The following is a 25,572-nucleotide window of genomic DNA, read 5'->3' on the forward strand; positions in this document are numbered from 1 at the left end:
AGCTGCTCCTTTTTTTTTGAAGTTAATTAATGTACTTTGAATCGTTCAATAAGACGATGAAGCTTCTCGGACATTTCTGCAAGGAGAGTAGCGGAAGCATCGACCTCCTCCATGGATGCAAGCTGTTGCTCTGAGGCAGCAGACACACTTTGCGTTCCATCATACGTCTGATTGGCTAGTTCAACGATAACTTGTGCTGTTTCAACAAGTAGATTAGCATTGTTGGACAGTTGATGGATGGCTGAGGAGACGTGTTTATTCTGCTCCGTAATATTGTCGGCTGAGCATTCAATTTGTTCGAGGGAAGCTTCAAGCTCAGAGATACGTGTCATTTCTTGTGTTACTTGCATAGCTGTATCTAACATGCCTTGACTAGCAGTTTCTATTAGTATTAAGGTCGCTGTTACGACTTCGGAAATTTCTTTAGCTGATTGGGATGAGCTCTCAGACAATTTCCTTACTGAACTAGCTACTACGGAGAATCCTTGGCCATGCACGCCGGCACGGGCAGCCTCGATCGCTGCATTTAAAGCTAGTAGGTTAGTTTCTGCTGCTATTCCTGTCATAACATCAAGCATATGTCTTATTTCCTGCGAATGATCCTTTAAGTTCTGAATCGTAGATGATAATTCCTGTATGCTTTGATTTATATTTGTCATTTGATCAACAGTTTCATGTATTGATAGCTTCCCCGCCCGGGCTTGATGTAAATTATCAGCAGCGGATACGAGCGCTTGTTCAGTGCTTAACGAGATATTTGAAATAAAGGTTGATATTTCTGCGATCTTCTCAGAGCTTACTTCTAAGTTCAGTAGCTGCTTCTCTGCGCCATCAGCCATTTCGCCAATGATCAAGACGGTTTGTCGTCCGGCTTCTTCCGTCTGCTTAGAGCTTGCAGATAATTGTTGGGAAGAGGCTGCAACTTGAATTGAAGTATCGTTGACCTCTTGAATGAGTTCTTGTAGATTGCGAGTCATCATATTGAAATCTGCGGAGAGCTGTCCGATTTCATCTGTGCTTTTAAACATCAATGGTTTCACAGTCAGATCACCTTTAGTAATTTGGTGCACATGCGCTGATAGAAGAGCTATTGGACGGATCATTCTCTGAATGATCAGATAAATAACTAGTGCAGCGGCAAGAAATAAAGAAGCACCTACAATGAAAGGATATAAGAGCGTGTTAATCGTGCGTTGTTGAATGAGCGAAGCGTCAACATTGATGGCGAGAAGAGCGATGATTTCTTGAGTAGAGTCATTGTCTTTATAAATGGGCCCGTATCCTGTCTTTAGGTGGATATCATCATATGTGTATACGCTGGAATAGCTGGAATGCTTCATATTAATAATCATTTCACGAGCATCTTGATCTAAGTAGAAGGAGTCGCCTGCTTGATATCCTCTGCTTTTCAGACTGGTATCAGCAGCTAGAATGGTGCCATCCAAAGATAGGACGAAAGCTTCTTTAAACAAGGGCTTCTTATGTATAATCCAATCAATGTTAGTCTCCACTGTGTGACGTGAAGTAGTATCTCCTTGAACGAGTGCTATAATATCTTGTGGATCAACTAACCCTGAAGTGATGTCTGCACATCCAACCGTTTCGATTCCGAGTGCTTCATCAATCTGGCGATAGGTTATATTATAAGCAAAGCTGCTGACCGATACACCTACTGCAAAGAGTAGGGCGATCAACATTAATGTGATCTTCGTAGCTAATCTCACGTTGTAGCCTCCAGTATCTAATGTGTATAAGTTGTTAGTATAAAATTGCAAATAAAATAAGATTAACAGATCAATTTTTAATATTGTGTGACAAACTTCACAATGTGGATAACTTTTTCCTTTAAGTGTGATAAATATCACATGCTCTTGGAGGAGGGTCTGACAAAATATAAAGATATAAAAAGGGAAGAGGGATAATAATTATGGATCCGGTCATGCTCGCACGCATCCAATTTGCGTCAACAACGCTGTTTCACTTTATTTTTGTACCATTGTCCATAGGATTGGCATTACTGATCGCCATTATGGAGACAATGTATGTTATCAAAGGAAAAGAAGAGTACAAAAAGATGGCCAAATTCTGGGGTCATTTGTTTCTTATAAACTTTGCTGTAGGTATCGTAACAGGAATACTACAAGAATTTCAGTTTGGGATGAATTGGTCGGATTATTCTAGATTTGTAGGAGATGTATTTGGAGCACCGCTAGCAATCGAAGCATTACTGGCTTTTTTCCTAGAGTCCACATTTCTTGGGATATGGATTTTTGGGTGGGACCGCTTGTCTAAGAAGCTTCACTTAGCGTGTATTTGGTTAGTATCTTTTGGTACTATGATGTCCGCTGTTTGGATTCTAATCGCGAATTCCTTTATGCAGAGACCTGTTGGATTTGAGATTAATAATGGTCGAGCCGAGATGAATGACTTCTTTGCTCTGATTACGAACGGACAGGCATTAGTGGAAATTCCACATACCATTCTAGCCGCATTCATGACAGGGGCCTTCTTCGTTACAGGTGTCAGCGCCTATAAAATGTTGAAACGTCAAGATTTTCAATTTTTCAAGAAGTCTTTCATTATTGCTATTATCGTAGGAATGGTCTCATCGATTGGTGTCGCGCTTGTAGGACATAGTCAAGCCCAATACCTAGTAGAGACGCAACCGATGAAGATGGCGGCTTCGGAAGGACTATGGGATACAAGTTCTGACCCGGCTCCTTGGACGGTCTTTGCGACAATAGATCCGGAGAAGAAAGAGAATGGTATGGTTATACAAATTCCATATTTACTAAGCTTCTTGTCTTATAGTAAGTTCTCTGGTGAAGTGGTTGGGATGAACCAGCTACAAGCAGAGTATGAAGAGAAATATGGTCCGGGGGACTATATTCCACCTGTACGCACGACGTTCTGGAGCTTCCGGATCATGGTAGCAAGTGGATCTGTACTCATACTTCTAAGTATGTATGGTGTCTATTTGGTAGCTCGTAAGAAGCTAGAACAGACTAACAAATGGTTTATGCGTATTATGATATGGTCGATTTCATTACCTTTTATCGCGAACTCAGCAGGTTGGATTATGACGGAGATGGGTCGCCAACCGTGGACTGTATTTGGATTATTCAAGACGGAAGATAGTATTTCTCCTAACGTATCGGCTGGGCAAATTCTATTCTCATTAATTACGTTCTCACTTGCTTATACTGTATTAGCTGTGATCTTAGTATATCTGTTCATTCGTGTGATTAAGAAGGGACCGAATGATTCGGGTACCCCTGAGGAAGAATCTCACGACCCATTTGATAAGGAGGTTAATCATGTCTCTTAATGAGTTGTGGTTCTTGTTGATTGCCGTATTATTCATTGGCTTTTTCTTCTTGGAAGGTTTCGACTTTGGTGTGGGCATGTCAACAGCGGTTCTAGCGAAGAATGATTCGGAGCGTCGTGTATTGATTAATTCAATTGGCCCTTTCTGGGATGCAAATGAAGTGTGGCTGATTACAGCGGGGGGAGCGATGTTCGCTGCCTTTCCACATTGGTATGCTACATTATTTAGTGGATTCTATACTGCGCTCGTATTTGTGTTATTAGCTTTGATTGGTCGTGGTGTAGCTTTCGAATTTAGAGGTAAGGTAGCTTCTGAAACGTGGAAAAAAACATGGGATGTCATTATTTTCTTCGGTAGCTTACTTCCACCGTTGTTGTTCGGAGTTGTATTCGCTTGTCTTATACAGGGCGTTCCTATCGGTGAAGATATGAATATGAATGCTGGATTCTTTGATATTGTGAATGGCTATACTTTACTTGGTGGGATCACGGTAGTTGTTCTTTGCCTAGTACATGGTCTCATGTTTACTACCTTAAGAGTGTTAGGTGATTTACAGGACCGAGCACGTGTGATGGCTAAGAAGTTACTGATTCCACTCGCAGTATTATTAGTCGGGTTTTCTGTGATGACATATTTTGTGACAGATATATTTGAAGTTCGTGGTGGTATTCTAAGCGTAACTGCGATTATTGGAGTAATCGCGTACTTCCTAGCCGGTTATTTCATGTCTCGTAAAAGGGATGGTTGGGCTTTTGGTATGACGGGCGCAGTAATCATCATATCATTCGCATCCATATTTATTGGGTTGTTCCCAAGAGTGATGGTCAGTTCGATTAGTGATGCCTTTAGTTTGACAATTACCAACGCTGCTTCAGGACAATATTCATTAAAGGTCATGTCCATCGTTGCGCTTACCTTGCTTCCGTTTGTACTCGGATATCAAGTGTGGAGTTACTATATTTTTAATAAACGAGTAAATGCGAAAGATCATATGGAATACTGATGGGTCGAAATTTATTAGCATTTAAAGGTATCAAACCCATTCTGGTAGCGGTGGCACTGCTGACCTTAGTGCAAAGCATGTCTATACTATGGATGGCAAGAGCGTTGTCGGAAGTCGTCTCTGCCTTATTTGCTGGGGATGCGCTACAAGATCAGACTAATGGAATAGCTATATTTCTAGTTTCATTTATGGCTCGACATGTCGTGAATTTCCTGCAACAAAAAATAACGTACCGATATGCCGAGCGTACTGGTACGTTATTGCGCAAACAATTAATGGACAAGCTATTTCAGCTTGGGCCGCGGTTTGCCAAGACGGAAGGAACAGGGAAGCTTGTAACGCTTGTATTGGACGGAACATCCAAATTCAGACTCTATTTGGAACTGATTATTCCGCGTACCGTCGCGACGGCGGTGATCCCAGCGGTAATCTTTGTTTATGTATTCACACAGGATATTCAGTCTGCGATTATACTCTTAGTTACGATGCCGATACTCATCGTGTTTATGATTCTTATCGGTCTTTCTTCACGTAAACAAGTGGATAATCAGATGGATTCCTACCGTAATTTAGCCAATCACTTCGTGGATTCATTGCGTGGATTGGAGACGCTGAAATACTTAGGGCGAAGTAAATCACATATCAGTACAATTGGCGCAGTCAGTGATAAGTACAGAAAAGCTACGATGCGAACTTTGCGAGTCGCCTTTCTATCTTCATTCGCTTTAGACTTCTTTACGATGTTATCCGTAGCATCCGTAGCCGTGGGTCTAGGTCTTCGTTTGATTAATGGAGATATGATGCTTGTAACAGCGTTGACGATCCTTATTCTAGCCCCAGAATACTTCCTGCCAGTCCGAATGGTAGGATCAGATTACCATGCAACCTTGAATGGGAAAGAGGCGGGAGAAGCGATCCAAGCTATAATCGATATGCCAATAGAAAAGCTAGATGTAACTTTACCCGTTGGATTCTCTTATGCTTGGAATGTTGACAGTCAATTGACGCTATCTCATGTTCAGGTGCAGCACGAAGCAGAGGGTCCTCATTCCTTGCACGATGTAACCCTGCATATTCAAGGAATGAAGAAGATAGGGATTATTGGTGAGAGTGGAGCTGGTAAATCAACGTTAATTGATGTTCTAAGTGGATTTCTACGACCGTCATCAGGCAACATCATGCTGAATGGGCAACAATTTCCTGCCCTAACAGATGTGGCGTGGCAGAATCAGATGACGTATATCCCTCAGAATCCATACTTGTTCAGCAGTAGTCTTGCAGATAATGTGAAATTCTACACGCCAGAGGCAAGTCAATCTCAAGTGGAGCAAGCGGTTATGAACGCAGGTCTATCTGATCTTGTGAATGATTTAAACGAGGGGTACGACGAGATTATTGGTGGTGGAGGTCGTGCTTTGAGTGGTGGTCAAGCACAACGAGTGGCGCTTGCGCGTGCATTTCTTAGCGATCGGCCAGTCATTCTACTAGACGAACCAACGGCACATTTAGATATCGAGACTGAATATGAGCTGAAGGAGACGATGCGTTCTCTTTTTGAAGGAAAGCTAGTGTTTCTAGCTACGCACCGTCTACACTGGATGCCGGATATGGATCAGATTATCGTTATGGATCAAGGTAAGGTAGCTGAGATCGGTACACATGAGGAGTTGCTAGCCTGTAAGGGTGTGTATTATGAATTAATTAGAACCCAGTTGGAGGGTGTACTATGAGACGCGAACAATGGCTGAGACCTTATATTACTTCTTACTTCTGGCGATTTATAATTATTGTAGCTTTGGGTGCCTTGACGGTATTCACAGCTAGTAGTTTGATGTTCTCATCAGGTTATCTCATCTCTAAGTCTGCATTACGCCCAGAGAATATTTTGATGGTGTATGTGCAGATCGTCATTGTGAGAACCTTTGGAACAAGTAGATCAGTCGTTCATTATGTAGAGCGACTCGTTGGGCATGATACGATTCTCAGAATTTTATCGAAAATGCGTGTACAGTTATATCGTATTCTAGAACCACAAGCGCTATTTATTTCATCACGCTTCCGAGCGGGGGATATTCTCGGTGTTCTTGCAGAGGATATTGAGAAGCTACAAGATGTGTACCTGCGTACTATTTTTCCAAGCGTAGTAGCTTTGGTCTTATATACGATATCGATTACGGCCTTAGGGCAATTTGATGTACAATTCGCACTGTTCATGGCACTGTATCTGCTCATTCTCATCCTCGTGCTACCTTGGATCTCCCTGTGGCTTACGAAGAAGAAGAACAAACAGTCGCAGCAGAAGCGTGGCCGGTTGTATCAGACGTTGACGGATGCTGTACTGGGTATGAGTGACTGGGTGATCAGTGGTAGACCGGCTCAATTCGTCAATCTGTATGAGAATGATGAATTAGAAGTAGCGAATATTGATCGTAAGTTAAGCACTTGGGCAAGATGGAGAAATTTGATCGGGCAAGCTACGGTGGGGATCGTTGTCGTAGGTGTATTGTACTGGGCAGGACAGCAATATGCAGATGGTATGATCGCTTCAACGATGATAGCTGCCTTTGTACTTGTAGTATTTCCGTTAATGGATGCATTTCTGCCGATCTCTGAAGCTGTCGAGAAAATCCCGCGTTATCAAGGTTCATTTGCCCGATTGGCCGAGATTACGGATGCGGGTGAAAAGGTTGAGGGAAGAGGCAAGCGGGACTCTGCTGGTGCTGGTAAGTCTAGTGAGTCTGGTGAGTCTGGGAAATCCGGTAAGTCCGGTGAGTCCGGTAACTCTGGTGAGTCTGGCGAGTTGGGGAAATCCGGAGAGACTGCTAAGTCCTCCCAGGTGGAAATGGTTAGTGAAGAGGTTGTGGATGAGGCAAAGAATGACGCGCATATTATGATTGATCATGCGTCCTATCGTTATGATGCAGAAGGCGCATGGTCTTTCCATGACATTACGCTAGATATTCCGCAAGGAAAGAAAGTAGCTATTATAGGACGGAGTGGCGCAGGGAAGTCAACCTTGTTGAAGCTGGTCCTCGGAGCTATCGTACCTGAACAGGGTACTGCAACAATCCATGGGACTGATGCTAGTCAATTTGGTGAACATATTCCTAGTCTTATCGCGGTATTGAACCAGAGCCCTCATCTATTCGATACTTCCGTGACGAATAATATTCGCTTAGGGAAATTGGATGCAACTGATGAGGAAATAAGTGAAGTGGCCAAGAAAGTCAGAATGGATCAACTCATTGAATCCCTTCCTAAGGGGTACAAGACGGCTATGCATGAGACAGGCCAACGATTCTCTGGTGGCGAACGGCAACGGATCGCGTTAGCTCGTGTTCTTCTACAAGATACGCCTGTTGTCATTCTAGATGAACCGACAGTGGGTCTTGATCCTCGAACAGAGAATGAACTGCTCTCTACGATTTTTGAGACGCTTGCAGGTAAATCGCTTATATGGGTAACTCATCATTTAGTAGGTGCTGAGCATATGGATGAGATCATCTTTATGGAACATGGGAAGATTGAAATGAGAGGTTCCCATGTTGAACTCATGGAGAAATATCCGCGGTATCGTAATCTGTATCATCTAGATCGTCCTGAGAGTTTTCTTGAAGCATTGTGATCGATTTAATGTTCATTCCACCTAATTCAATGAATTTTTCTATAAAATAACAAGAAGGACGCCGTAAGGCGTCCTTCTTGCATAGTAGTATAAGTTTGTGGGAGACCATTAGATGTACTCCACCTTTTCGTTAATCAACAGATGCAGAAGTACATCTAAATCCGACCAATTTCCTCTAACCCTAATTTTAGCTGCACAGAGTACATCTAGATTAATCAAATTCCCTCTTTTCATCGTTATCGCCACTTTTAACTGTAGGTTATGCATCTATTTCCCGCTATTTTAAGTGCAGTTTTTGCAGCTATTCCGCTGGGACTATTGGATTTCAACGTTTGTGGGAATTCATTCGGGGCGCAACTCAATATAATAATGCCCCGTCCATGTAGTTTTTCATAGGCTACGTGGACGGGGTACTGATGTTAAATCAATTAGTCTTCTTTCGGATGAATCATTTGCTCTGGTCTTACAACTTCGTCAAATTGTTCTTCTGTTAGCAGATTGCTACGCAAAGCAGCTTCTTTCAGTGTGAGACCCTCTTTATGCGCCAGCTTAGCTACAGCGGCTGCATTCTCATATCCGATATGTGGATTAAGAGCGGTAACGAGCATAAGGGATTGATTGAGATTACGCTCAATGATAGCAAGGTTCGGTTCAATTCCAACGGCACAATGATCGTTGAATGATCTAATGGCATCTGCTAACAGTCCTACGGATTGAAGAAAGTTATAGATGATAACAGGCTTGAACACATTCAGTTCGAAGTTACCTTGGCTTGCGGCGAATCCGATCGCTGCATCGTTACCCATGACTTGGCATACGACCATCGTTAATGCTTCACTTTGTGTTGGATTCACTTTACCTGGCATAATTGAGCTTCCGGGTTCATTTGCTGGAATAATCAATTCCCCGATTCCACACCGTGGCCCACTGGCTAACCATCTTACATCGTTAGCAATTTTCATAAGATCAGCGGCAAGCGCTTTCAGTGCGCCGTGAACATAGACGAGTTCATCATGGCTCGTAAGGGAATGAAATTTGTTACTTGCTGAAGTGAAGGTTTTACCTGTTATGCTACTGATCTCCTCAGCGACCATGTCACCAAATATAGGATGGGCATTAATTCCGGTTCCAACCGCTGTTCCACCAATGGCAAGTTCACGAACATACTCAACACTACTTTGAATCATTGTCTCCGTCTTCTCAAGCATACGATGCCAGCCGCTAACTTCTTGCCCTAAGGTAATGGGTGTAGCGTCTTGCAGATGGGTTCTTCCAATCTTGATGATATCTTGAAATTGTTCGGTTTTGAGACGTAACGTTTCTTTAAGTTGTGCTATAGAAGGCAATAATTGATCTTCTATTGCGACCAACGCAGCCATATGCATCGCGGTTGGGAATGTATCATTTGAACTTTGTGATTTGTTCACATCATCGTTAGGGTGAATGCGCACGGTACTATCTTTAAGAGCTAGAAGTTGGTTCGCACGGTTTGCAATGACCTCGTTGACATTCATATTGGACTGGGTACCGCTGCCTGTCTGCCAGACAACGAGCGGAAAGTGTTCATCGAGTTTACCTTCGATAATCTCGTTAGCGGCGGCAACGATTGCATCCACTTTGATTGAGTTCATTTTACCAAGCTTACCATTAGCTAATGCTGCACTTTTCTTTAGAATAGCAAATGCTCGGATAAGATCCATAGGCATTTTCTCTATACCAATTTGAAAGTTCTCGAAGCTTCGTTGGGTCTGTGCAGCCCATAACTTGTCCGTAGGTACCTTTATTTCCCCAATAGTATCCTTCTCGATTCTGTATTCCATCTGTACGTCATCCTCCTCTAACATAATCATTCCTACATAGGCAATATATCATAATTTGGGGGTGAAATGGAAAAGCCATTTCTTTGAGAATGGAGAAATGGCTGAATGGACAATATAATTAAGAAGACTAATACTTGAAATCGATCGGATTATGTATTAGAGTGGCGAAGTTACGTTCATGAAGAACACCTCTCTCCTAAGGGTGACAGATGAGAATAGCAGTTGCAGAAAGGGCCCTTATTTTGAATGAAAAGCAATAATGAGGGGAATAGTTGCACAAACGACACTTAAAACAGAGGAAATCGTGATAATGGGTGAGTTTGCAGTAATTAGATACCCTTTGTGCAATTAAACTTAGTGATAGGGGAATATGACCGGATTTAAGCGTACTTTAGGCACCTATTGGTGGGGACGGAAGGTGACTATATGTATACGAAGGCCGCCGCCGATCATTTTCTTAATCTATATTGCTATTGGGGTAGATAACGTAGTATTTTAGAAGTAAGCCATAATGGATGAGGAGAGGGAAGATATAAATGAAGACTGCAATGTTTGTGATGATGGCTGTCGTTATCGTACTGATGCTGGTTCTTTTAGCAGCAAGCCTTTACTTATATAAAATAAGCATTTATCGTAGCAAAAAGGACTTCCTAAATATAGACCCTAACTTGATTAAAACAACCCACCCTTGGGAAACGTCAACAGACTGGTTGCAAGAACAACCAATGGAGACGATTAGAATTCAATCAGATGATGGGTTGCAGCTGACGGGCTATTATGTTCCTGCGCAAACGGATAGCGATAAGGTTGTTATTCTGGCACACGGATATTCAGGGCAAGGTAGAGACATGTCGAACTTCGCGAAGATGTATCAGGAACTGGGATATCATGTGCTAATGCCAGACGATAGGGGGCATGGTCAGAGCGAGGGGAACTACATCGGGTTCGGATGGCATGATCGCAAGGATTACCTGAAATGGATTGATTATGTTATCAAAAGCGAGGGAGAAAATTCGCAAATTATTCTTCATGGGATCTCCATGGGCGGATCTACCGTGCTGATGGCCAGTGGGGAACTTTTGCCAGAACAGGTGAAATGTATCGTTTCTGACTGCGCCTATACTTCGGTGAAAGATATTCTAACGTATCAATTAAAAACAATGTATAAGCTACCTGCATTCCCTCTGATTCCGTTGACGAGTCTAGTATGTAGATTGAAGGCAGGGTATTTCTTCGGGGAGGCATCTGCCTTAGATCAAGTAAGTCGAACGAAACTTCCGATCCTCTTCATTCATGGTGACGAAGATAAATTCGTTCCCTATGACATGGTACACCGATTGTACGCGGCCGCAGGCAGTGAGAAGGAATTGCTATCGGTCCCTAATGCGCAGCACGGCAATGCCTATTTTGCAGACAAAGAAGGGTATGGTAACAAGTTAACGTCATTTGTGAGTCGGTATGTGTTCTGAACAAAAGAGTGTTCGTAATTCATGATGGATGTCATGAGATACGAACACTCTTTTATTACGTTTACTAATATGTGAGCATCAATATATGAAATTCAGGAATTGAGCAATGGGATGTGCATTAATATACGTAAAGGGAGGTGGTAACGAATGAACAATAAGAAGCTAATTGGAATAATAATGGGATTGGGTATTGCAGTTATTGGATATACATATGCAGATCGTACTATCGAGCAAGCTGAAAGTGTAATAGCTAATCATCAAATATTTTACAGTTATAATGAACTCGCTGAACAAGCCGACTTCATTGTAGAAATCACAGCATTAGATAAATCTTCAAATTTTTTAAAGGGTAATGCGGACTTGCAAATAGGTCATACGGTGTCTAAGGTTAAAGTGGAACAAGTTTTTGGTAATTCAAGTGATAAAGAAGTTGGAAGTATAATTGATGTCTTGGAGCCAACATATACTATAAATAACAAAGGGATTGTTCCCGGTGTTACTAGGTATAATTATGGTAAATATACTCCTATGAAAGCTGGATTAGATTATGTTTTGTTTCTAGCTTGGGATGATACTCAGAATGCTTATTGGATTATGTCTTTAGAACAAGGGAAGTTTAACATTGATAAAAAAGATACGAAGGAATTATTAGCAGCCGGTAGTATGTCACAATATGAAGCATTGAAAGAAGATGTGATGAACACACTATATGAGGGGAATAGGAAATAGCCCAGGCATTCTCTGCCGGGGCTTATTGTTGTTAACTTACGTTATGGTCTCGATCCTCTATTTCACACAACTCTCCGAAATTGACTACAATACAGCTCGAAATAGAACCCTTCCGCAGCGAGGAGTTGCTCATGGTTGCCGCGTTCAATAATTCGACCACCATTCATGACCAATATCTGATCGGCATCCTGAATCGTGCTTAGACGATGGGCAATCACGAAGCTAGTTCTGCCCTTCATCAAATTCTTCATGGCTTCTTGAATATGCATCTCTGTTCGGGTATCCACGCTACTCGTCGCTTCATCGAGAATGAGTACGGCTGGATTGGCTAGAATGGCTCTAGCAATCGTAAGGAGTTGCCGCTGTCCATGACTTAGATTACTTCCTTCGGCTTGTAAGATCATATCGTAACCTTGAGGAAGCCGTGATATAAAACCATCTGCGTTTGCCAGTTTAGCTGCTACTTGAATTTCTTCATCCGAAGCATCTAATCGCCCGAAGCGGATGTTATCACGAATGCTGCCAGAGAATACATACGCATCCTGCAGGACCATACCCAGATTCGTACGAAGATGGTTCTTGTCAATCCGGCGAATGTCGATCCCGTCAATGCTGATGCTACCTTCATCAATGTCATAGAACCGAGTTAACAAGTTGACGATGGTCGTTTTCCCCGCACCTGTGGGTCCGACGAGAGCAATCTTCTGACCAGGGTGAGCTACAAAAGATACCTGCTGTAGAATAGGTGAATCTTGTCTATAACTGAAAGATACGTTATCAAATGTTACTTCACCGTGCATATCATTGGAGACGATGATGCCTTCATCTTCTGTATACTCCGATTCTAATTCCAATATTTCGAATACACGCTCAGCCCCAGCTACAGCCGATTGAATCAGATTATATTGATTGGCAAGTTCCGTAATTGGGCGTCCGAACTGTTTGGAATAGTTGAGGAAACTGACGATCACGCCTACGGTTGTTAGATCTTTGAATACCATCCAACCACCAACAGCGGCGATAAGTGCGAAGTTAAGGTTGTTGACACCGTTCATGACTGGGCCGACAAGACCCGAGACGATCTGTGCTTTGGTACCCATCGTATTTAACTGCTGATTGATATCTTTGAATCGCTTGATCTCGGTAGCTTCGCGGCGATATAACTTCACTACCTTCTGTCCTTGGATAGTCTCTTCAATGAATCCATTCAGTTCTCCAAGATGCTTCTGCTGACCTTTAAAATACCTTCGTGTCAGGGTGGAGATCTTGCGGGTTGCGAATAGAACAAGCGGAATCGTGATTAAGCTAACTAAGGTTAATGAAAGATTCAGGCTTAACATAATGACGAGTGAACCCGAAAGGGTGATAATACTAGTCAGTAATTGGATGACGCTCTGATTAAGTGAATTAGAGACATTCTCGATATCATTCGTAGTTCGGCTCATCAGTTCCCCGGTATTATTGGTGTCGAAGAACTTTAGAGGTAACTGTTGGTATTTTTCAAAAATGTCATGTCTAAGCTCAAGCACAGTTCGTTGGGATACACCACTCATGACATAGGCCTGCACCCACGATATGATGCTTCCAAGGATATAGATCGCTACCATCATCATACATAGCCACAACAGACCGTTATGGTCTTTAGGTATGATGTATTCATCGATTGCTTTACCGATGAGGTAAGGACCGATAAGGGAGATGACTGCGCTTAAAAAGGTGGAAATATAGACGATGATAAGCCCTGTACGTTGGCGTTGTAAATAGGTCCATAGTTTCTTGATCGTGGCGCCTGTATTCTTGGGACGTACTTTAGGGATAGCTCCCAATCCACCAGGACCTCTTCCGGGCATCCCCATCATGCCGCCTCCCATTGGCTTAAAGGACGGATTAGAGTTTCCGTTAGTTGACTTAGACATGTACGTCATCCTCCTTCCATTGAGATCGATAAATATCCTGATAGATCGAGCTGTTCCGAAGAAGCTCATCATGGGTACCTTCAGCTGCAATTGTACCGTTATCATCAAGGATAAGAATGTGATCCGCATCGATGACGGAAGAGATCCGCTGAGCGATAATAATAGTAGTCGTATCTTTCATAAGCTCTCTGAGCGCTTGCTGTATTCGGGATTCGGTTCCTAAGTCTACGGCGCTGGTGCTGTCGTCCAGAATTAATATAGCGGGACGAACAAGTAATGCCCTCGCGATAGAGATACGTTGTTTCTGCCCGCCGGATAGATTGACTCCTTTTTGGCCGAGAACGGTATCGTATCCATCTGGCATTTGCTGAATGAAGCCATGTGCTTCAGCTGCTTGGGCTGCAAGCTCAATCTCTTCTTGACTCGCCTCAGCGTTACCGAAGCTAATGTTATCGCGGATCGTACCAGTGAACAGAATGGACTGCTGCAAAACCAGCCCAACCTGAACTCTCAGATGATCTAATGGGATATCTTTAACATCTGTACCGTCAATAAGCACACTTCCGCTAGTCGTATCGTATAAGCGGGGGATAAGACTGATCAATGATGACTTGCCCGAGCCAGTAGCACCAAGAATGGCTAGAGTCTGACCTGCTTCTGCTTGGAATGATATATTTTTAAGTATGAGCTCCTCCTGTGCCGTGTCATAGGCAAAGGATACATTCTTGAATTGAATATGTCCGGAGTGAATAATGGCTTGTTTCGTATGGTTGTGATCTGTAACCTCGCTAACAGTTTCAAGCACCTCATTAATGCGCTCAGAAGATACTTTCGCACGAGATACGAAGGGCAGTAGATTACTAATCATAAGCATAGAGAACAACAATTGGGTAACATAGTTGATAAAGGCGATTAAATCTCCTGTTGATAGAGAACCACCTCGGGTAAGTCCTCCGCCATACCACAATACCGCAACCACACTGGCATTTAGAATAAGCGTCATGATGGGCATGTTCAAAGCCATCAATCGTGCGGCTTTAATAGCGATATGAGTATAATCCTCATTAGCTTTACCGAAACGTTTACGTTCGTGGTTCGCTCTGACGAAAGCCTTCACAACCCGAATCCCTGATAAATTCTCCTGAAGGACGCTATTCACACCATCGAGTTTAGACTGGACTTTAGTAAACAAAGGAAAGGACTTCCGGATGAGAAAGACCAATAAAATGAACAATAGCGGCGTGACTACCGCTAGAATGAGTGTTAGTCTTGGACTGATGGATACCGCCATGATGAAGCTTCCAACAAACAGGAGCGGTGAACGGATGAAGCCACGCATAATCATTTGAACAAAAGTCTGCATCTGCATAACATCATTTGTTAAGCGGGTAATGAGTGAACCTGTTTTTATTTGATCAAGATTGCGGAAGGAGAAAGTTTGCACTTTCTCGAATAAGCTGTTCCGTAGATCTCTGCCGAAGTTTTGTGAAGCAATACTAGAGAAGACCGAGCAACCAGCCCCTGCAAGGATACCAATGAGTGCGATTCCAAGCATCATGAGTCCCGTCCGCTGGATATGAGCAAGGTCGCCTTTCATGATGCCATCATTGACTATGCTCGCCATCATCATAGGTTGTAATAGATCCATCCACACCTCAAGCACCATGCATAGAGGAGCCAATATACTGGATAACCAGTAAGGCTTTAAATAAGATATAAATTTCCGCATAGAGATCTACCTCACGATTTCGTAGAATCATCAGATTCAATTTCGCGAAGCTCAAATAAATGAGTGAACTGTTGAATCATTTCATCGACTGCTTTTAATTCTCCACTAATGACTTGCTCAATGGATTTGAATTCTGGCTGTTGAAGTTGATTCACCAAGGTGTCACGCTTTACTTGTAATTGTCTTAGAAAAATAATAATGCGACCTCGGCGAAAGGTCTTTGCACTTTGAATGTTCTTGTCATCTCGGTCTACAGGACGTGGAGCTAACCAATCTTCTGTATGCGCATGATGTGAACTCCGGTGATTTCGTTCGGAATGAACATTTTGATCTGCCTGTTGAACTCTTTGACCTCCACGATGATCACGATCACTCGGGCGACCAGGAGCTCGCCTGCGATCACTTGAACCTCGACCTCCGTGTACCTCTGCTCGATCCAGATTGTTGATTTCTCTTCGTTTACTATGGTGTGAAGGGGAATGTAGTCCACTATCTGAACTTATCCCTTGTAAGGTTGAACGACGTCGCATGCTAATCCATCCTTTCATTTTGCGTTAGTTGTATACGATCGTATACGAAATTGCTATGTATACAAATGTATATTTATAAATAAAAATTGTCAATACAATATGGGAAATGAATGCTACTATATGATCTACATTCTATATTTGTTATAATAAAATTAATAATTAACAATAACAAAAGTAGATGAGTGCCAGTAGTTATTGATTAGAGGTGGGATACAACGGTGGCTAAGAAAATAACAATGCAACAAATTGCCGACCATTTGGGTGTGTCTAAATTTGTTGTTTCTAAAGCGTTATCTGGTAAAAGTGGAGTCAATGAGGCGACGAAAGAGCGAGTTATTGAGGCGGCGTCCCAGTTAGGATATTTCTCTCAGAAGAATGCCTACGTGAAGAAGCCTGATCGAAAGTTAGCGTACTCTAATAGTAAACAATCGGTTATTGTGCTCATGCCCAATATTCGATCACAAACACGAGAGTCACTCTATTGGGGCAAGATTATGGAAGGAATCTCTTTGCGATTGGAAGAAGAAGGGCTTGGAATGGTCATCATTTCAGAGCAGAGCGTGGACAGTGTCCTTGATATATTGAATCCGAACGCCATATTAGGTTTGATCGGCGTGGGGCAGATCTCTACGCCCCTTTTGCTAGAGCTCCATCGAATTGGACTTCCTATTGTTCTAGTAGATCATGAAGATCCATTGATTCCTACGGACACTATATTTGTAAATAATGTTGATGCTATGACTCGGTTAACGAATCATTTAATGGGAACGGGTCATCAGCAGTTGCAGTTCATTGGTAATCTGCGCTTCTCGAGAAGCTTCAGGGACAGATTTATTGGTTTCCGCTCCGCGATGGAGGAGCAAGGGCTGAAACTGCAAGGTGGAGGTGAAGCAATGGAGAACCTAAAAGGACTTGAAGGTGGGGAAATTGCCGATGAAATACGATCTTGGTTGCTTAATCAGAAGAAGTCCGGAACGATGCCGTCGGTTCTAGTGTGCGCGAACGATTATATAGCCCAGACGACCATGAATACCTTGATCGAACTAGGGTTGAATGTTCCAGGAGATATATCTGTTACTGGATTTGATAATATTGAGATCGGTTACAGTGAACTTCCCGCTTTGACTACCGTCCATGTCCCGAAGGAGGCTATGGGTCGCCGTGCCGTAGAGAAGCTACTTGAACGATTAGTAAAACGAGACGAGCCTATGGAGAAGATTATGCTAGCTGGGGATGTAGTTTTTCGCGACTCGACCGCTGCAGTTAAAGTGAAATAGTTGCACAAAGGGCACTTATTTTAATGGGAAAGGCATGGGAGGGGGAAATAGTTGCACAAAGGACATCTAAAATGGGGATAACAGCGAAAATATGTGATTTTCTAGAATTTAGATGCACTTATGCAACTGAAATCGGTGTTAGCGAAATTCGGCCCAATTTAGATGTGTCTTGTACAACTGTTGGTGATTGGTGATGGTACTCTCCCTTCCAGTTTAATTTCCACCCGCCCATCGCAATAACTTAATCACCACGGACATGGTTAGGAGTTTGTCCTATCTTGTAAATCTAATGTTATGGTTATGCTAACACAGGTAACCATGCCTTTTTCAATTGTTGAATGCCCCGTTCCATATCCTTCAGATCAATCCCACCGAATCCCATATAGATCTTAGGCTGAGATTTGCTTGGAACAATCCCCACATGTTGAGAACCGTATACATGAACCCCTTTGGATAAGGCTAGTTCTATTAATTGGGTTGCACTGCAGTTGGTGTTCACAGTTACTTCAATGTGAAGTCCAGCGCTATCCCCGTTGATACGAATATGATCTGAGAAATATTGTTGGAGTAATTGCGTTAGTTTTTCATGCTTTCTACGATAAACATGACGAATTCGCCGAATATGACGGAACCAGTGACCACGCTCTATGAATAGACTCATGGCTAATTGGTCAATGCGTGATGGGCAAGAGAGAATATGTTCCATGGTCTGAAGTCTCTTCATCAGATGATGGGGGAGAACCATGTAGTTCATGCGTAACGCAGGTGTGAATGCTTTTGAGAATGTACCTATGTAGATGACGACACCCTCGTGATCAAGTCCTTGAAGTGAGGGAATGGTTTTACCGGTATAACGAAATTCTCCATCGTAATCGTCCTCAATAATATAAGTATGATGGTTGTTTGCCCATTGAAGCATTTGCTGTCTTATAGGATAGGACAAGGGATTACCTGTAGGACGATGCGAGGGCGTAACGTATATGGCATCGATATTCTGATCTTCTAATTCAGTTATCGAAAGTTGATGGTCATGAAGTGGGAAAGGAACGATGTGACAACCATGTTGTGAGAAAAGATCTCCGACCTGAGCAATTCCATCCTGTTCGAAAGCAACAGTAATGGGCTGTCCTAAGAGTCGAGTGAGGATATGGATACTATAGGAGATACTCGAACCTATCACAATTTGATTGGGTGAGCATGATACGCCACGTGAATTTTTCAAATACTGTGTGAGTTGTAATCGTAAAGCATATTCCCCCTGAAGGTCTCCATATTGATGAATGCTACCTCCGTTTAGGGAAAGAGACTCAGTCAAGACGGACCTCCAAGCTTGAAGTGGAAATGAATTGCCGTCCACAGCTAAGAGATTGAAGTCAATCACCCCGTCATTCTTGGAATGTGGTGCATCAAGGTTTCTATGTAAGCGATGATCTAGGTTGGTGTTCTCATTCTCGGTAACGTCGCGAATCGTCATGGGTTGGGTTGATTGAGGATTAACCACGTAGAGACCTGAACGAGGTTTACTAATGACATAGCCCTCTTCTAGCAACAGGTGATAGGCTGTTTCGATCGTTGTTTTGCTAAGAGAGGATTGCTGGCGAAGAGAACGGATAGAAGGCAACTTCGTACCATCTTTAATGTCATCATTTTGAATAAGTCTACGAATATGTCTATATAACTGCATATATAAAGGGCCTTGCTCATCTTTGGAAAGCATAATATCAAACATAGCAACCTCCATCTGACCCCTAATAATATTGCTTAACTGATTCTTTTTGAGAGGTCAAATTTATTATAGACTAGGCATTAGGAATATAACAACCGATCCGGAGAAAGAAGGAATCCTATGTCTAAGATCGTTCAGATCGTAATTGATCAGATGAATGCGCAGCTTGAAAGAATTGAAGACCATGTGAATCGTTTATCGGAAGAAGATGTGTGGTCGAGAATAGAGCCAGATATGAATAGTGTTGCTAATTTATGCATTCATTTAGCAGGAAGTGAGTATCAGCATTTTGTAAGTGGAATGGGAAATAAGCCTTTTATAAGAGAAAGGTCGCAGGAGTTTGATAGAATAGGCGGGTACTCTAAAAAGAAATTAATGGAACAACTTCACGCCGTTCGTAGGGAATCCATTCAGGTGTTGAATGGGCTGACAGATGAAGATTTACAAAGACAAGTAAAGATTTATTTCAATCCTGAAGATTGGAAACGAATGAAGGGGATAGATGCTGAATATTCGGAGCCGTGTGTCAGCAGATCCATTCAAAGCCATTTAGTGTACATAGCAGAACATGTTGGATATCATACAGGGCAGATCGTATTGATGACGAAGTTATTGTTGAAAGAATCCGTTGAGGCAAGGTTAGACGAGTTAGAGATTGTACTGCCAAGCGGAAGTGAGCCAGCAGCAAACTATATGAACTACAGCATCGTGAACGGCTTACTATTTGTGTCCGGGAAAGGGCCAGCTGGTCATCCTAAGGGGAAATTGGGGTGTGACTTTTCAACAGAAGAGGGATATCAGTTCGCCCGGCAGGCAGGAATAGAAGTGCTCGCAGTACTGAAACAGGCATTGGGTAGCTTAAATAAGGTGAAGCGGGTCATTAAAGTTCAAGGTTTTGTAAATGCCGGTTCACAATTTGACGAGCATCATGTCGTTCTGAATGGTTTCTCTGATCTGATGCAGGAAGTGTTTGGTGAGAAGGGGGTTCACGCTCGGTCAGTCATGGGTGCCAGTTCGCTAAGAGGCAATCTCCCCCTCGTGGTGGATTCTATCTTTGAGGTTGATTCTCCAGTGTTCCTATCGTCATCCACCCACTAGATCAAATACGGTCCCTTTCCCGTTCTTGAAAATAAGGATAGTCTCATACTCTTGCACACTATTCAGATTAAAAATGGTTAGATTCCCTAATCGCTTATCATTGTAATCATGTGTTCCTGACGTTCAAGCAGCTTAAGTGACCGAAGGGAACGGGGCGTTAGACTTAGCTGGTTGAGTGTATCGCATGAATCTACTGCTCAGAAAATCCCCTTGGCGATCAAGGGGCGAACGCCCCACGATTATAATGTTAATACTGCGCGAACTTCACCACACGCCAATTTTTCACCTGTTTCCATAAAACCAAGAGAGTCATAAATCCTCTTCGCAACCATATTCTCGGGTTTATATGTAAGTTCAATAACTTTAGCTTCCCCGCGTGGAAAAGTCCTCGCATATTCAATCGCTTTTACCACCATCTCTTTACCATACCCCTTACCCTGGTAATGCTTATCGATCATCATCTTAAATATGCCGTAACTACTGTAATCAAAGTTTCCATCCCCGTCATCATAGTACATTGAAATGAAGCCTACCATGCTATTTTCTTTATAGACTGCAAATGTAATAATTACCTGACCCTCATCGGAGGCAATATATGCTTCGGCAAGAGCATGTTGATTTGAGGAGATAAATCTTTGTTGTTCATTAGCCACACGTAGCTCAATGCATTCAATAAAATTATCCCAAGTTATTTTTCTGAATTCCATTAAGACGACCTCCTTTTGAATTTGTATATTTTCTTGCTATGGATGCCTATAACGTTCAGGTATTCACGAACTTGCGCAGCAAGTTGTCACTGAATCTACTACTTCTGCCAAAAGCATCAGGGTGACCAAGGCGGATCCGCTGCGTGAATACTGTGTTATCGGATGGCCCTGTCTTCTTCGATATCACTCACGAAATTCACTATGTAGTTTACCGCATCCTCGAAATCTCTCGCAATATAGTCCACTTCTGTATTTGACCATTTATGTCTATATTTATTTAGTGCTTCATTTCCTGCACCTGTTAATACTAAAACCTTCATACACCCAGCATTATATCCGGCCAAAATATCTGACCATCTATCTCCGATTACAATACATCTAGTTAAATCTAGTTTATTCTCTTCTGCTGCTTTGAATAGCATCCCTGGATTAGGTTTACGACAGTTACATCCTTCAGTATGTTGATGTGGGCAAATGTACACTGCATCAAAGCCAAAATCTATCATTTCGTTTCTAAAGGATTCCTCTGTAGCTTCGCCTCTTGAAATACCCGGTTGATTTGTAAATCCAAGTAGTTTTATCCCTTCTTTTTTTAGCCTATTTAAAGCTTCATGAGTATACTTAAACAATTCAAATGAACCCGGATAAAGTACTTCATCGGTTCCTCCAATTGTTCCATCCCGATCGATAAACACTGCTTGTATTTTATTCTCTTCCATCAATTTCCTCCTCTACTGTTTCTTTGATTGATTTTGTTATTCATATGATTCACAGGGCTTTCCGATAACGTTTGGCATTCCTGACGTTCAAGCAGCTTAAGTGACTGAAGGGAACGGGTCGTCAGACTTAGCTGGTTGAATGTGTCGCCTGAATTAACTCCTCCGAAATTCAACTTGGCGACCGAGGAGCAAAGGCGACGATGTAGGAATGCTGTGTTATCCGATGACCTCGACCTCTTCGAATCTTCCTTCAAAAATCTCATAGCCCTTTAACATCTGCCTATAAATCAATTGGATAATAATTTTAAAGCCAAATAATTAATAGTTTTCCCGGAGTTCTTCAGTTCTTAATAGGTTGATTATGGTTTTTATTAGGGTGAATCTTCTTTGATTATTAATCACCCCCAAATAATATTTCCAATAACTTCTCCTACTTTAACAGAAGAGTTAAATAGTAATAAAAGTAAAAGGGCAACAAAAGTTACCAGATAATAGATAACCAATTGTGGATGTCTCTTTTTCCAATCATGATACTTATTTATCCAAGTATTCATAATAATCAGCTCCTTATTTATCAATCTTTTTTGGTGCTACTTCAACTATTTTTTTGATTAAATCTATTCACATTCAGTATTTGTAATAATTTATTATTTGATTTTATGTGAAGAATTCATAAGTTGTTAAAAAAGCTAGTATTGTAATACCTCAGTTACATTACCAAACAAGATACCAAACAAGATAATTTTAATTTTCTTATAGATTTTAAATACCGAGGTTTTCGGATAACTCCTAATCCACGAACTCGCCTATCCCACTCATACAGCGGGATAGGCGAATTCGCTTTAATCCTCCTCCGTAAGGTGATAGACGAAGCTGATGTTCGTGTTCTAAGGCTGAAGTCGCTTGATCTAATAGACATTGGATCGATAGTGGCAGTAGATATTAAATAGCGTTTAGCATGAAATAGTGACATTCTGAGTATACATTCGCCTTGAGCAATTCAATATCCTCCAAAGTATAGGACATACACATAACGAATTAGGACAAGAAAAGGCCGATTGTTCATTGGAGGTATGCCTTCCGGTGCTCTGACAAGCCTATCGAATAATAAAGAGTCGACGTCTTCTCCGTTCGTACCGGGAAGCTGTCGACTCTTTTTCATCACTATATACTTAAGGTCTTATACTTTCAAATTACGATTCACCAATTCAATACGTTGCTGAACGCAAGCGTAAGAACGGTAAGGATCCTCGGGCGTGTTGATGACGTAGTCTAGCAATTGATCCACCGTCGTTGTAGCGACATGAAGTCTTGTATCGGAGGAAGCATAGTAGATGTACACTTCGCCATTATCCAGAGCGATAACGCCGTTGGAGAATACAACGTTGGATACGTCACCGACACGCTCCTCACCATCAGGGGCAATGAAATGGCCTCCTGGACGATGGGTAACCACTTGTGGCTTAGCTAGATCAGACAAGAAGACGTAGAGCACATAACGGAGGCCAGCCGCTGTATTCCTTACGCCATGAGCGATATGCAACCAGCCCTTGTCGGTCTTAATTGGAGCAGGGCCTTGACCATTCTTGACTTCCTTAATCGTATGATAGTATCTTTCGTCGATAATAATCTCTTCCTCAATGACAGCATTCTCGATGGAAGCTGACAATCCGAAGCCGATCCCGCCACCTGATCCAGTGTCAATAAAGCCATCTTGTGGGCGAGTATAGAAGGCATATTTACCTTCAACAAATTCAGGATGAACAACAACATTGCGCTGTTGAGCAGAAGGTGTCTTGAGATCGGCTAAACGTTCCCAGGTGATGAGATCCTTCGTACGTGCAATTCCACATTGAGCAGTTGCACTGGATAGGTCGCCTCTCGGTGCATCCGGATCTTTGCGTTCTGTGCAGAACAACCCGTAGATCCAACCGTCTTCGTGCTGTACAAGGCGCATGTCATAGACATTGATATCTGGAACCTCTGTCTCAGGCAGAACAACAGGGTGATCCCAGAAGCGGAAGCCATCAACTCCGTTATCACTCTCAGCTACAGCGAAGAACGACTTACGATCCACACCTTCAACACGTGCGACTAAATAGAACTTCCCATTGAGATGAATAGCACCTGAGTTGAACACACCATTAATACCGAGGCGTTCCATGAAATATGGATTGGTCTCAGGATTGAAATCATATTTCCATATTAACGGGGAATGATCTGCCGTCAGCACAGGGTGCTGATATCGATCATATATCCCATTCCCCAAGGGAACCTTCTCATTCTTGCGGTTGATTAATGCATCATAGCGCCCTGTAAGTTGTTGTTTGCGTGTATTAAATAACGAATCCATAGATTGTTAACCTCCTAAAAGTTTTCGAGCGATACTTCCTGATATACTTCGAGAAAGCTAGCATCGGAAGCATGTACTTAAGTTTTTGAGCATTACTATAATCAGTATTTGCTCGTAGTAAACAATGGATGTTGTTCGAAGTAGCGAAGGTGTCGGAATTGTCCTGAAGAAGCGTTAGCGCTCGCCTACAAGCTTTCCGCAGGAAAGCTACTTCGGAAGCATATGCTTTGCCCTCGGATTTCAACCGCTTTAGGTGGTATACAATCAAGAAATCTGAGGGCAACAGCGATCGTAAGGACAATCCGCCACCGTAGCGGTCATCCTACACCATTCTTTACGCGACTACTTCAATCGCTCTAACATCTCCATACAAGCTCTCCCATTATGATAAGGGCATTTCCAAGCGCTAACCTTGGATTGCTCTAGGTTGGGAACGCCTTCGCGATTGACACTCCAGAACCATTCACCATGCTCGTGGTCAACGATATATTCCTGAATGAAAGACCAAGAGTGGAGGGCGGCTTGCTCGAACTTCGTATCACCCGTCATTTGAAAAGCATTATAGAATCCGACCATTGCCTCTGCCTGTGGCCACCAATCTTTATTGGTGTCTATAAACTCTCCAGCAGAAGATTCATTCAGAATACCACCATCGGGATCTATACCTTCGGCATAGGTGACTTCGGCCATCGCAATGGCTACCTTCTTCGTGCGTTTCAGAAGAACGGCATCTCCTAGAACTTCGGCTGCTTCTAATAGCAACCAACTGCCTTCAATATCATGACCATACGAGATATGATCGGATTTCACATGCCATTCCTCATCGAAGAATAGATGGAAGTGATTCGTAGCGGGATTAACGATACGATCAAGTGTCACTTCAATTAATTCATGAAGCTGATCACGAAGAATGGGGGATGGCCATATGCGGAATAAATTGGTATAAGCCTCCATAACATGTAGATGGGTATTCATCGATTTTTTCTCGTTCAGATCTTTATCACTTAGACTTAAGTCATCGGTGACGGTCCAGTTGCGAGAAAGGGCTTCGAAGTAGCCTTGATGAATAGGGTCATAACTATGTTTCTCAACAATATGAAACAATTGAATGGCATTTGCCAAAGATTCCTGATGTCCAGTAGCTCGGTGATATTCGGCTAGGGCATAGATCGCAAAAGCCTGACCATAGACCTGCTTCTTGTCTTCTGAAGGGCTACCGTCGGCGTTAAGCATCCAGAACAGTCCGTCATATTCCTTATCTACGAAGTGGTCGCAAATATATTGATAAGCGCGCTCTGCCATACTCAAGTATTTGCTATTCTTAAAGATCCGATATGCAGCCGAGAAAGTCCAGAGAATCCGAGTGTTCAGAACGAGACTCTTCTCCGCTCCTACAATTACTTGTAGATCTGGTGTAATCTCACCGAGGAAGCCTCCGTGTTCTTCATCCAAGGAATACTTCATCCAGAATTCTAGGATGTTATCTTTCAATTCTCGCTCTATATCAGACTTCCATGTTGTAACTTGGTTATTAATATTCATC

At 42.5% G+C, this 25,572-nt stretch carries 21 protein-coding genes; 9 read left to right on the forward strand and 12 right to left on the reverse strand.

The window, feature by feature from the left end; all coding sequences use genetic code 11:
* Positions 1-26 precede the first annotated feature (26 nt).
* The gene (locus tag AC1TO9_RS09605; RefSeq protein ID WP_482055937.1) at positions 27-1,724 is read right to left on the reverse strand and encodes a methyl-accepting chemotaxis protein; all 1,698 of its coding nucleotides are present in this window, start codon (positions 1,722-1,724) and stop codon (positions 27-29) included.
* Positions 1,725-1,927: 203 nt separating this feature from the next.
* On the opposite strand from AC1TO9_RS09605, the gene AC1TO9_RS09610 reads away from it, so the two are divergent.
* From AC1TO9_RS09610 to AC1TO9_RS09625, 4 genes are read left to right on the forward strand one after another with little or no spacing between them, the layout of a single operon-like run.
* Positions 1,928-3,328 (forward strand): cytochrome ubiquinol oxidase subunit I, encoded by a 1,401-nt coding sequence (locus AC1TO9_RS09610; RefSeq protein WP_482059013.1) that lies wholly within the window; start codon positions 1,928-1,930, stop codon positions 3,326-3,328.
* The gene (gene cydB, locus AC1TO9_RS09615) at positions 3,315-4,331 is read left to right on the forward strand and encodes a cytochrome d ubiquinol oxidase subunit II (RefSeq protein ID WP_482059147.1); all 1,017 of its coding nucleotides are present in this window, start codon (positions 3,315-3,317) and stop codon (positions 4,329-4,331) included. The genes AC1TO9_RS09610 and cydB overlap by 14 nt, the downstream gene beginning before the upstream one ends.
* On the forward strand, positions 4,331-6,061 hold the full coding sequence (gene cydD, locus AC1TO9_RS09620) for a thiol reductant ABC exporter subunit CydD (protein WP_482059014.1): 1,731 nt from the start codon (positions 4,331-4,333) through the stop codon (positions 6,059-6,061). Before cydB ends, cydD begins: the two co-directional genes overlap by 1 nt.
* Positions 6,058-7,956, forward strand: a complete 1,899-nt coding sequence (locus tag AC1TO9_RS09625; protein ID WP_482059015.1) for an amino acid ABC transporter ATP-binding/permease protein — start codon at positions 6,058-6,060, stop codon at positions 7,954-7,956. The genes cydD and AC1TO9_RS09625 overlap by 4 nt, the downstream gene beginning before the upstream one ends.
* A 108-nt stretch (positions 7,957-8,064) precedes the next feature.
* On the opposite strand, the gene AC1TO9_RS09630 is transcribed toward AC1TO9_RS09625, so the two are convergent.
* Both AC1TO9_RS09630 and fumC read right to left on the reverse strand, forming a co-directional pair.
* Positions 8,065-8,190: a hypothetical protein gene (locus tag AC1TO9_RS09630; protein ID WP_482059016.1), complete on the reverse strand. Its 126-nt coding sequence runs from the start codon at positions 8,188-8,190 to the stop codon at positions 8,065-8,067.
* Positions 8,191-8,384: 194 nt separating this feature from the next.
* Positions 8,385-9,776 carry a class II fumarate hydratase gene (gene fumC, locus AC1TO9_RS09635; RefSeq protein WP_482059017.1) on the reverse strand — a complete coding sequence of 464 codons (1,392 nt, stop codon included), beginning with the start codon at positions 9,774-9,776 and terminating at the stop codon, positions 8,385-8,387.
* 536 nt (positions 9,777-10,312) lie between these two features.
* Between fumC and AC1TO9_RS09640 the strand changes: the two genes are divergently transcribed.
* Together AC1TO9_RS09640 and AC1TO9_RS09645 are read left to right on the forward strand one after the other, a co-directional pair.
* On the forward strand, positions 10,313-11,245 hold the full coding sequence (locus AC1TO9_RS09640; RefSeq protein WP_482059018.1) for an alpha/beta hydrolase: 933 nt from the start codon (positions 10,313-10,315) through the stop codon (positions 11,243-11,245).
* Positions 11,246-11,392: 147 nt separating this feature from the next.
* Positions 11,393-11,974, forward strand: coding sequence for a hypothetical protein (locus AC1TO9_RS09645; RefSeq protein ID WP_482059019.1), 582 nt, complete (start codon positions 11,393-11,395; stop codon positions 11,972-11,974).
* Positions 11,975-12,036: 62 nt separating this feature from the next.
* On the opposite strand, the gene AC1TO9_RS09650 is transcribed toward AC1TO9_RS09645, so the two are convergent.
* From AC1TO9_RS09650 to AC1TO9_RS09660, 3 genes are read right to left on the reverse strand one after another with little or no spacing between them, the layout of a single operon-like run.
* On the reverse strand, positions 12,037-13,890 hold the full coding sequence (locus AC1TO9_RS09650; RefSeq protein ID WP_482059020.1) for an ABC transporter ATP-binding protein: 1,854 nt from the start codon (positions 13,888-13,890) through the stop codon (positions 12,037-12,039).
* Positions 13,883-15,619, reverse strand: a complete 1,737-nt coding sequence (locus AC1TO9_RS09655; RefSeq protein WP_482059021.1) for an ABC transporter ATP-binding protein — start codon at positions 15,617-15,619, stop codon at positions 13,883-13,885. Before AC1TO9_RS09655 ends, AC1TO9_RS09650 begins: the two co-directional genes overlap by 8 nt.
* 11 nt (positions 15,620-15,630) lie before the next feature.
* Complete coding sequence (locus AC1TO9_RS09660; RefSeq protein WP_482055947.1) at positions 15,631-16,149, reverse strand: hypothetical protein; 519 nt, start codon at positions 16,147-16,149, stop codon at positions 15,631-15,633.
* 218 nt (positions 16,150-16,367) lie between these two features.
* Here AC1TO9_RS09660 and AC1TO9_RS09665 point away from each other — a divergent pair, with 218 nt between their 5' ends.
* A complete protein-coding gene (locus tag AC1TO9_RS09665; RefSeq protein WP_482055948.1) occupies positions 16,368-17,426 on the forward strand; it encodes a LacI family DNA-binding transcriptional regulator in 1,059 nt (352 codons plus the stop codon).
* A gap of 23 nt (positions 17,427-17,449) precedes the next feature.
* Positions 17,450-17,620 carry a hypothetical protein gene (locus AC1TO9_RS09670; protein ID WP_482059022.1) on the forward strand — a complete coding sequence of 57 codons (171 nt, stop codon included), beginning with the start codon at positions 17,450-17,452 and terminating at the stop codon, positions 17,618-17,620.
* Positions 17,621-17,724: 104 nt separating this feature from the next.
* Here the strand turns inward: AC1TO9_RS09670 and pdxR are convergent, their stop codons facing one another.
* Positions 17,725-19,155: a MocR-like pyridoxine biosynthesis transcription factor PdxR gene (gene pdxR, locus AC1TO9_RS09675; protein WP_482059023.1), complete on the reverse strand. Its 1,431-nt coding sequence runs from the start codon at positions 19,153-19,155 to the stop codon at positions 17,725-17,727.
* 117 nt (positions 19,156-19,272) lie between these two features.
* Here pdxR and AC1TO9_RS09680 point away from each other — a divergent pair, with 117 nt between their 5' ends.
* Positions 19,273-20,250, forward strand: a complete 978-nt coding sequence (locus tag AC1TO9_RS09680) for an Atu1372/SO_1960 family protein (RefSeq protein ID WP_482059024.1) — start codon at positions 19,273-19,275, stop codon at positions 20,248-20,250.
* Positions 20,251-20,489: 239 nt separating this feature from the next.
* Here AC1TO9_RS09680 and AC1TO9_RS09685 read toward each other — a convergent pair whose 3' ends face one another.
* The 5 genes from AC1TO9_RS09685 to AC1TO9_RS09705 all read right to left on the reverse strand — a co-directional run bounded on the left by AC1TO9_RS09685 (position 20,490) and on the right by AC1TO9_RS09705 (position 25,571).
* A complete protein-coding gene (locus tag AC1TO9_RS09685; RefSeq protein ID WP_482055951.1) occupies positions 20,490-20,957 on the reverse strand; it encodes a GNAT family N-acetyltransferase in 468 nt (155 codons plus the stop codon).
* Between the two features lie 155 nt (positions 20,958-21,112).
* Positions 21,113-21,676, reverse strand: a complete 564-nt coding sequence (locus AC1TO9_RS09690) for an HAD-IIIA family hydrolase (RefSeq protein ID WP_482058071.1) — start codon at positions 21,674-21,676, stop codon at positions 21,113-21,115.
* A 398-nt stretch (positions 21,677-22,074) separates the two neighbouring features.
* Positions 22,075-22,230 carry a hypothetical protein gene (locus AC1TO9_RS09695; RefSeq protein WP_482056481.1) on the reverse strand — a complete coding sequence of 52 codons (156 nt, stop codon included), beginning with the start codon at positions 22,228-22,230 and terminating at the stop codon, positions 22,075-22,077.
* A gap of 626 nt (positions 22,231-22,856) precedes the next feature.
* Entirely contained in the window at positions 22,857-24,029 is a 1,173-nt protein-coding gene (locus tag AC1TO9_RS09700) for a glycoside hydrolase family 130 protein (protein WP_482056482.1), read from the reverse strand.
* A 342-nt stretch (positions 24,030-24,371) separates the two neighbouring features.
* Positions 24,372-25,571: an AGE family epimerase/isomerase gene (locus tag AC1TO9_RS09705; protein WP_482056483.1), complete on the reverse strand. Its 1,200-nt coding sequence runs from the start codon at positions 25,569-25,571 to the stop codon at positions 24,372-24,374.
* Position 25,572: the final 1 nt, after the last annotated feature.

This window comes from Paenibacillus sp. Y916, assembly GCF_056786435.1.

What these genes read in the sequence shown, in the direction of transcription:
- AC1TO9_RS09610 (WP_482059013.1), top strand. Translation starts at nt 1,928, where the DNA reads ATGGATCCGGTCATGCTCGCACGCATCCAATTTGCGTCAACAACGCTG.
- cydD (WP_482059014.1), top strand. Translation starts at nt 4,331, where the DNA reads ATGGGTCGAAATTTATTAGCATTTAAAGGTATCAAACCCATTCTGGTA.
- AC1TO9_RS09625 (WP_482059015.1), top strand. Translation starts at nt 6,058, where the DNA reads ATGAGACGCGAACAATGGCTGAGACCTTATATTACTTCTTACTTCTGG.
- AC1TO9_RS09630 (WP_482059016.1), bottom strand. Translation starts at nt 8,190, where the DNA reads ATGAAAAGAGGGAATTTGATTAATCTAGATGTACTCTGTGCAGCTAAA.
- fumC (WP_482059017.1), bottom strand. Translation starts at nt 9,776, where the DNA reads ATGGAATACAGAATCGAGAAGGATACTATTGGGGAAATAAAGGTACCT.
- AC1TO9_RS09640 (WP_482059018.1), top strand. Translation starts at nt 10,313, where the DNA reads ATGAAGACTGCAATGTTTGTGATGATGGCTGTCGTTATCGTACTGATG.
- AC1TO9_RS09645 (WP_482059019.1), top strand. Translation starts at nt 11,393, where the DNA reads ATGAACAATAAGAAGCTAATTGGAATAATAATGGGATTGGGTATTGCA.
- AC1TO9_RS09650 (WP_482059020.1), bottom strand. Translation starts at nt 13,890, where the DNA reads ATGTCTAAGTCAACTAACGGAAACTCTAATCCGTCCTTTAAGCCAATG.
- AC1TO9_RS09655 (WP_482059021.1), bottom strand. Translation starts at nt 15,619, where the DNA reads ATGCGGAAATTTATATCTTATTTAAAGCCTTACTGGTTATCCAGTATA.
- AC1TO9_RS09660 (WP_482055947.1), bottom strand. Translation starts at nt 16,149, where the DNA reads ATGCGACGTCGTTCAACCTTACAAGGGATAAGTTCAGATAGTGGACTA.
- AC1TO9_RS09670 (WP_482059022.1), top strand. Translation starts at nt 17,450, where the DNA reads ATGGGAAAGGCATGGGAGGGGGAAATAGTTGCACAAAGGACATCTAAA.
- pdxR (WP_482059023.1), bottom strand. Translation starts at nt 19,155, where the DNA reads ATGTTTGATATTATGCTTTCCAAAGATGAGCAAGGCCCTTTATATATG.
- AC1TO9_RS09680 (WP_482059024.1), top strand. Translation starts at nt 19,273, where the DNA reads ATGTCTAAGATCGTTCAGATCGTAATTGATCAGATGAATGCGCAGCTT.
- AC1TO9_RS09685 (WP_482055951.1), bottom strand. Translation starts at nt 20,957, where the DNA reads ATGGAATTCAGAAAAATAACTTGGGATAATTTTATTGAATGCATTGAG.
- AC1TO9_RS09690 (WP_482058071.1), bottom strand. Translation starts at nt 21,676, where the DNA reads ATGGAAGAGAATAAAATACAAGCAGTGTTTATCGATCGGGATGGAACA.
- AC1TO9_RS09695 (WP_482056481.1), bottom strand. Translation starts at nt 22,230, where the DNA reads ATGAATACTTGGATAAATAAGTATCATGATTGGAAAAAGAGACATCCA.
- AC1TO9_RS09700 (WP_482056482.1), bottom strand. Translation starts at nt 24,029, where the DNA reads ATGGATTCGTTATTTAATACACGCAAACAACAACTTACAGGGCGCTAT.
- AC1TO9_RS09705 (WP_482056483.1), bottom strand. Translation starts at nt 25,571, where the DNA reads ATGAATATTAATAACCAAGTTACAACATGGAAGTCTGATATAGAGCGA.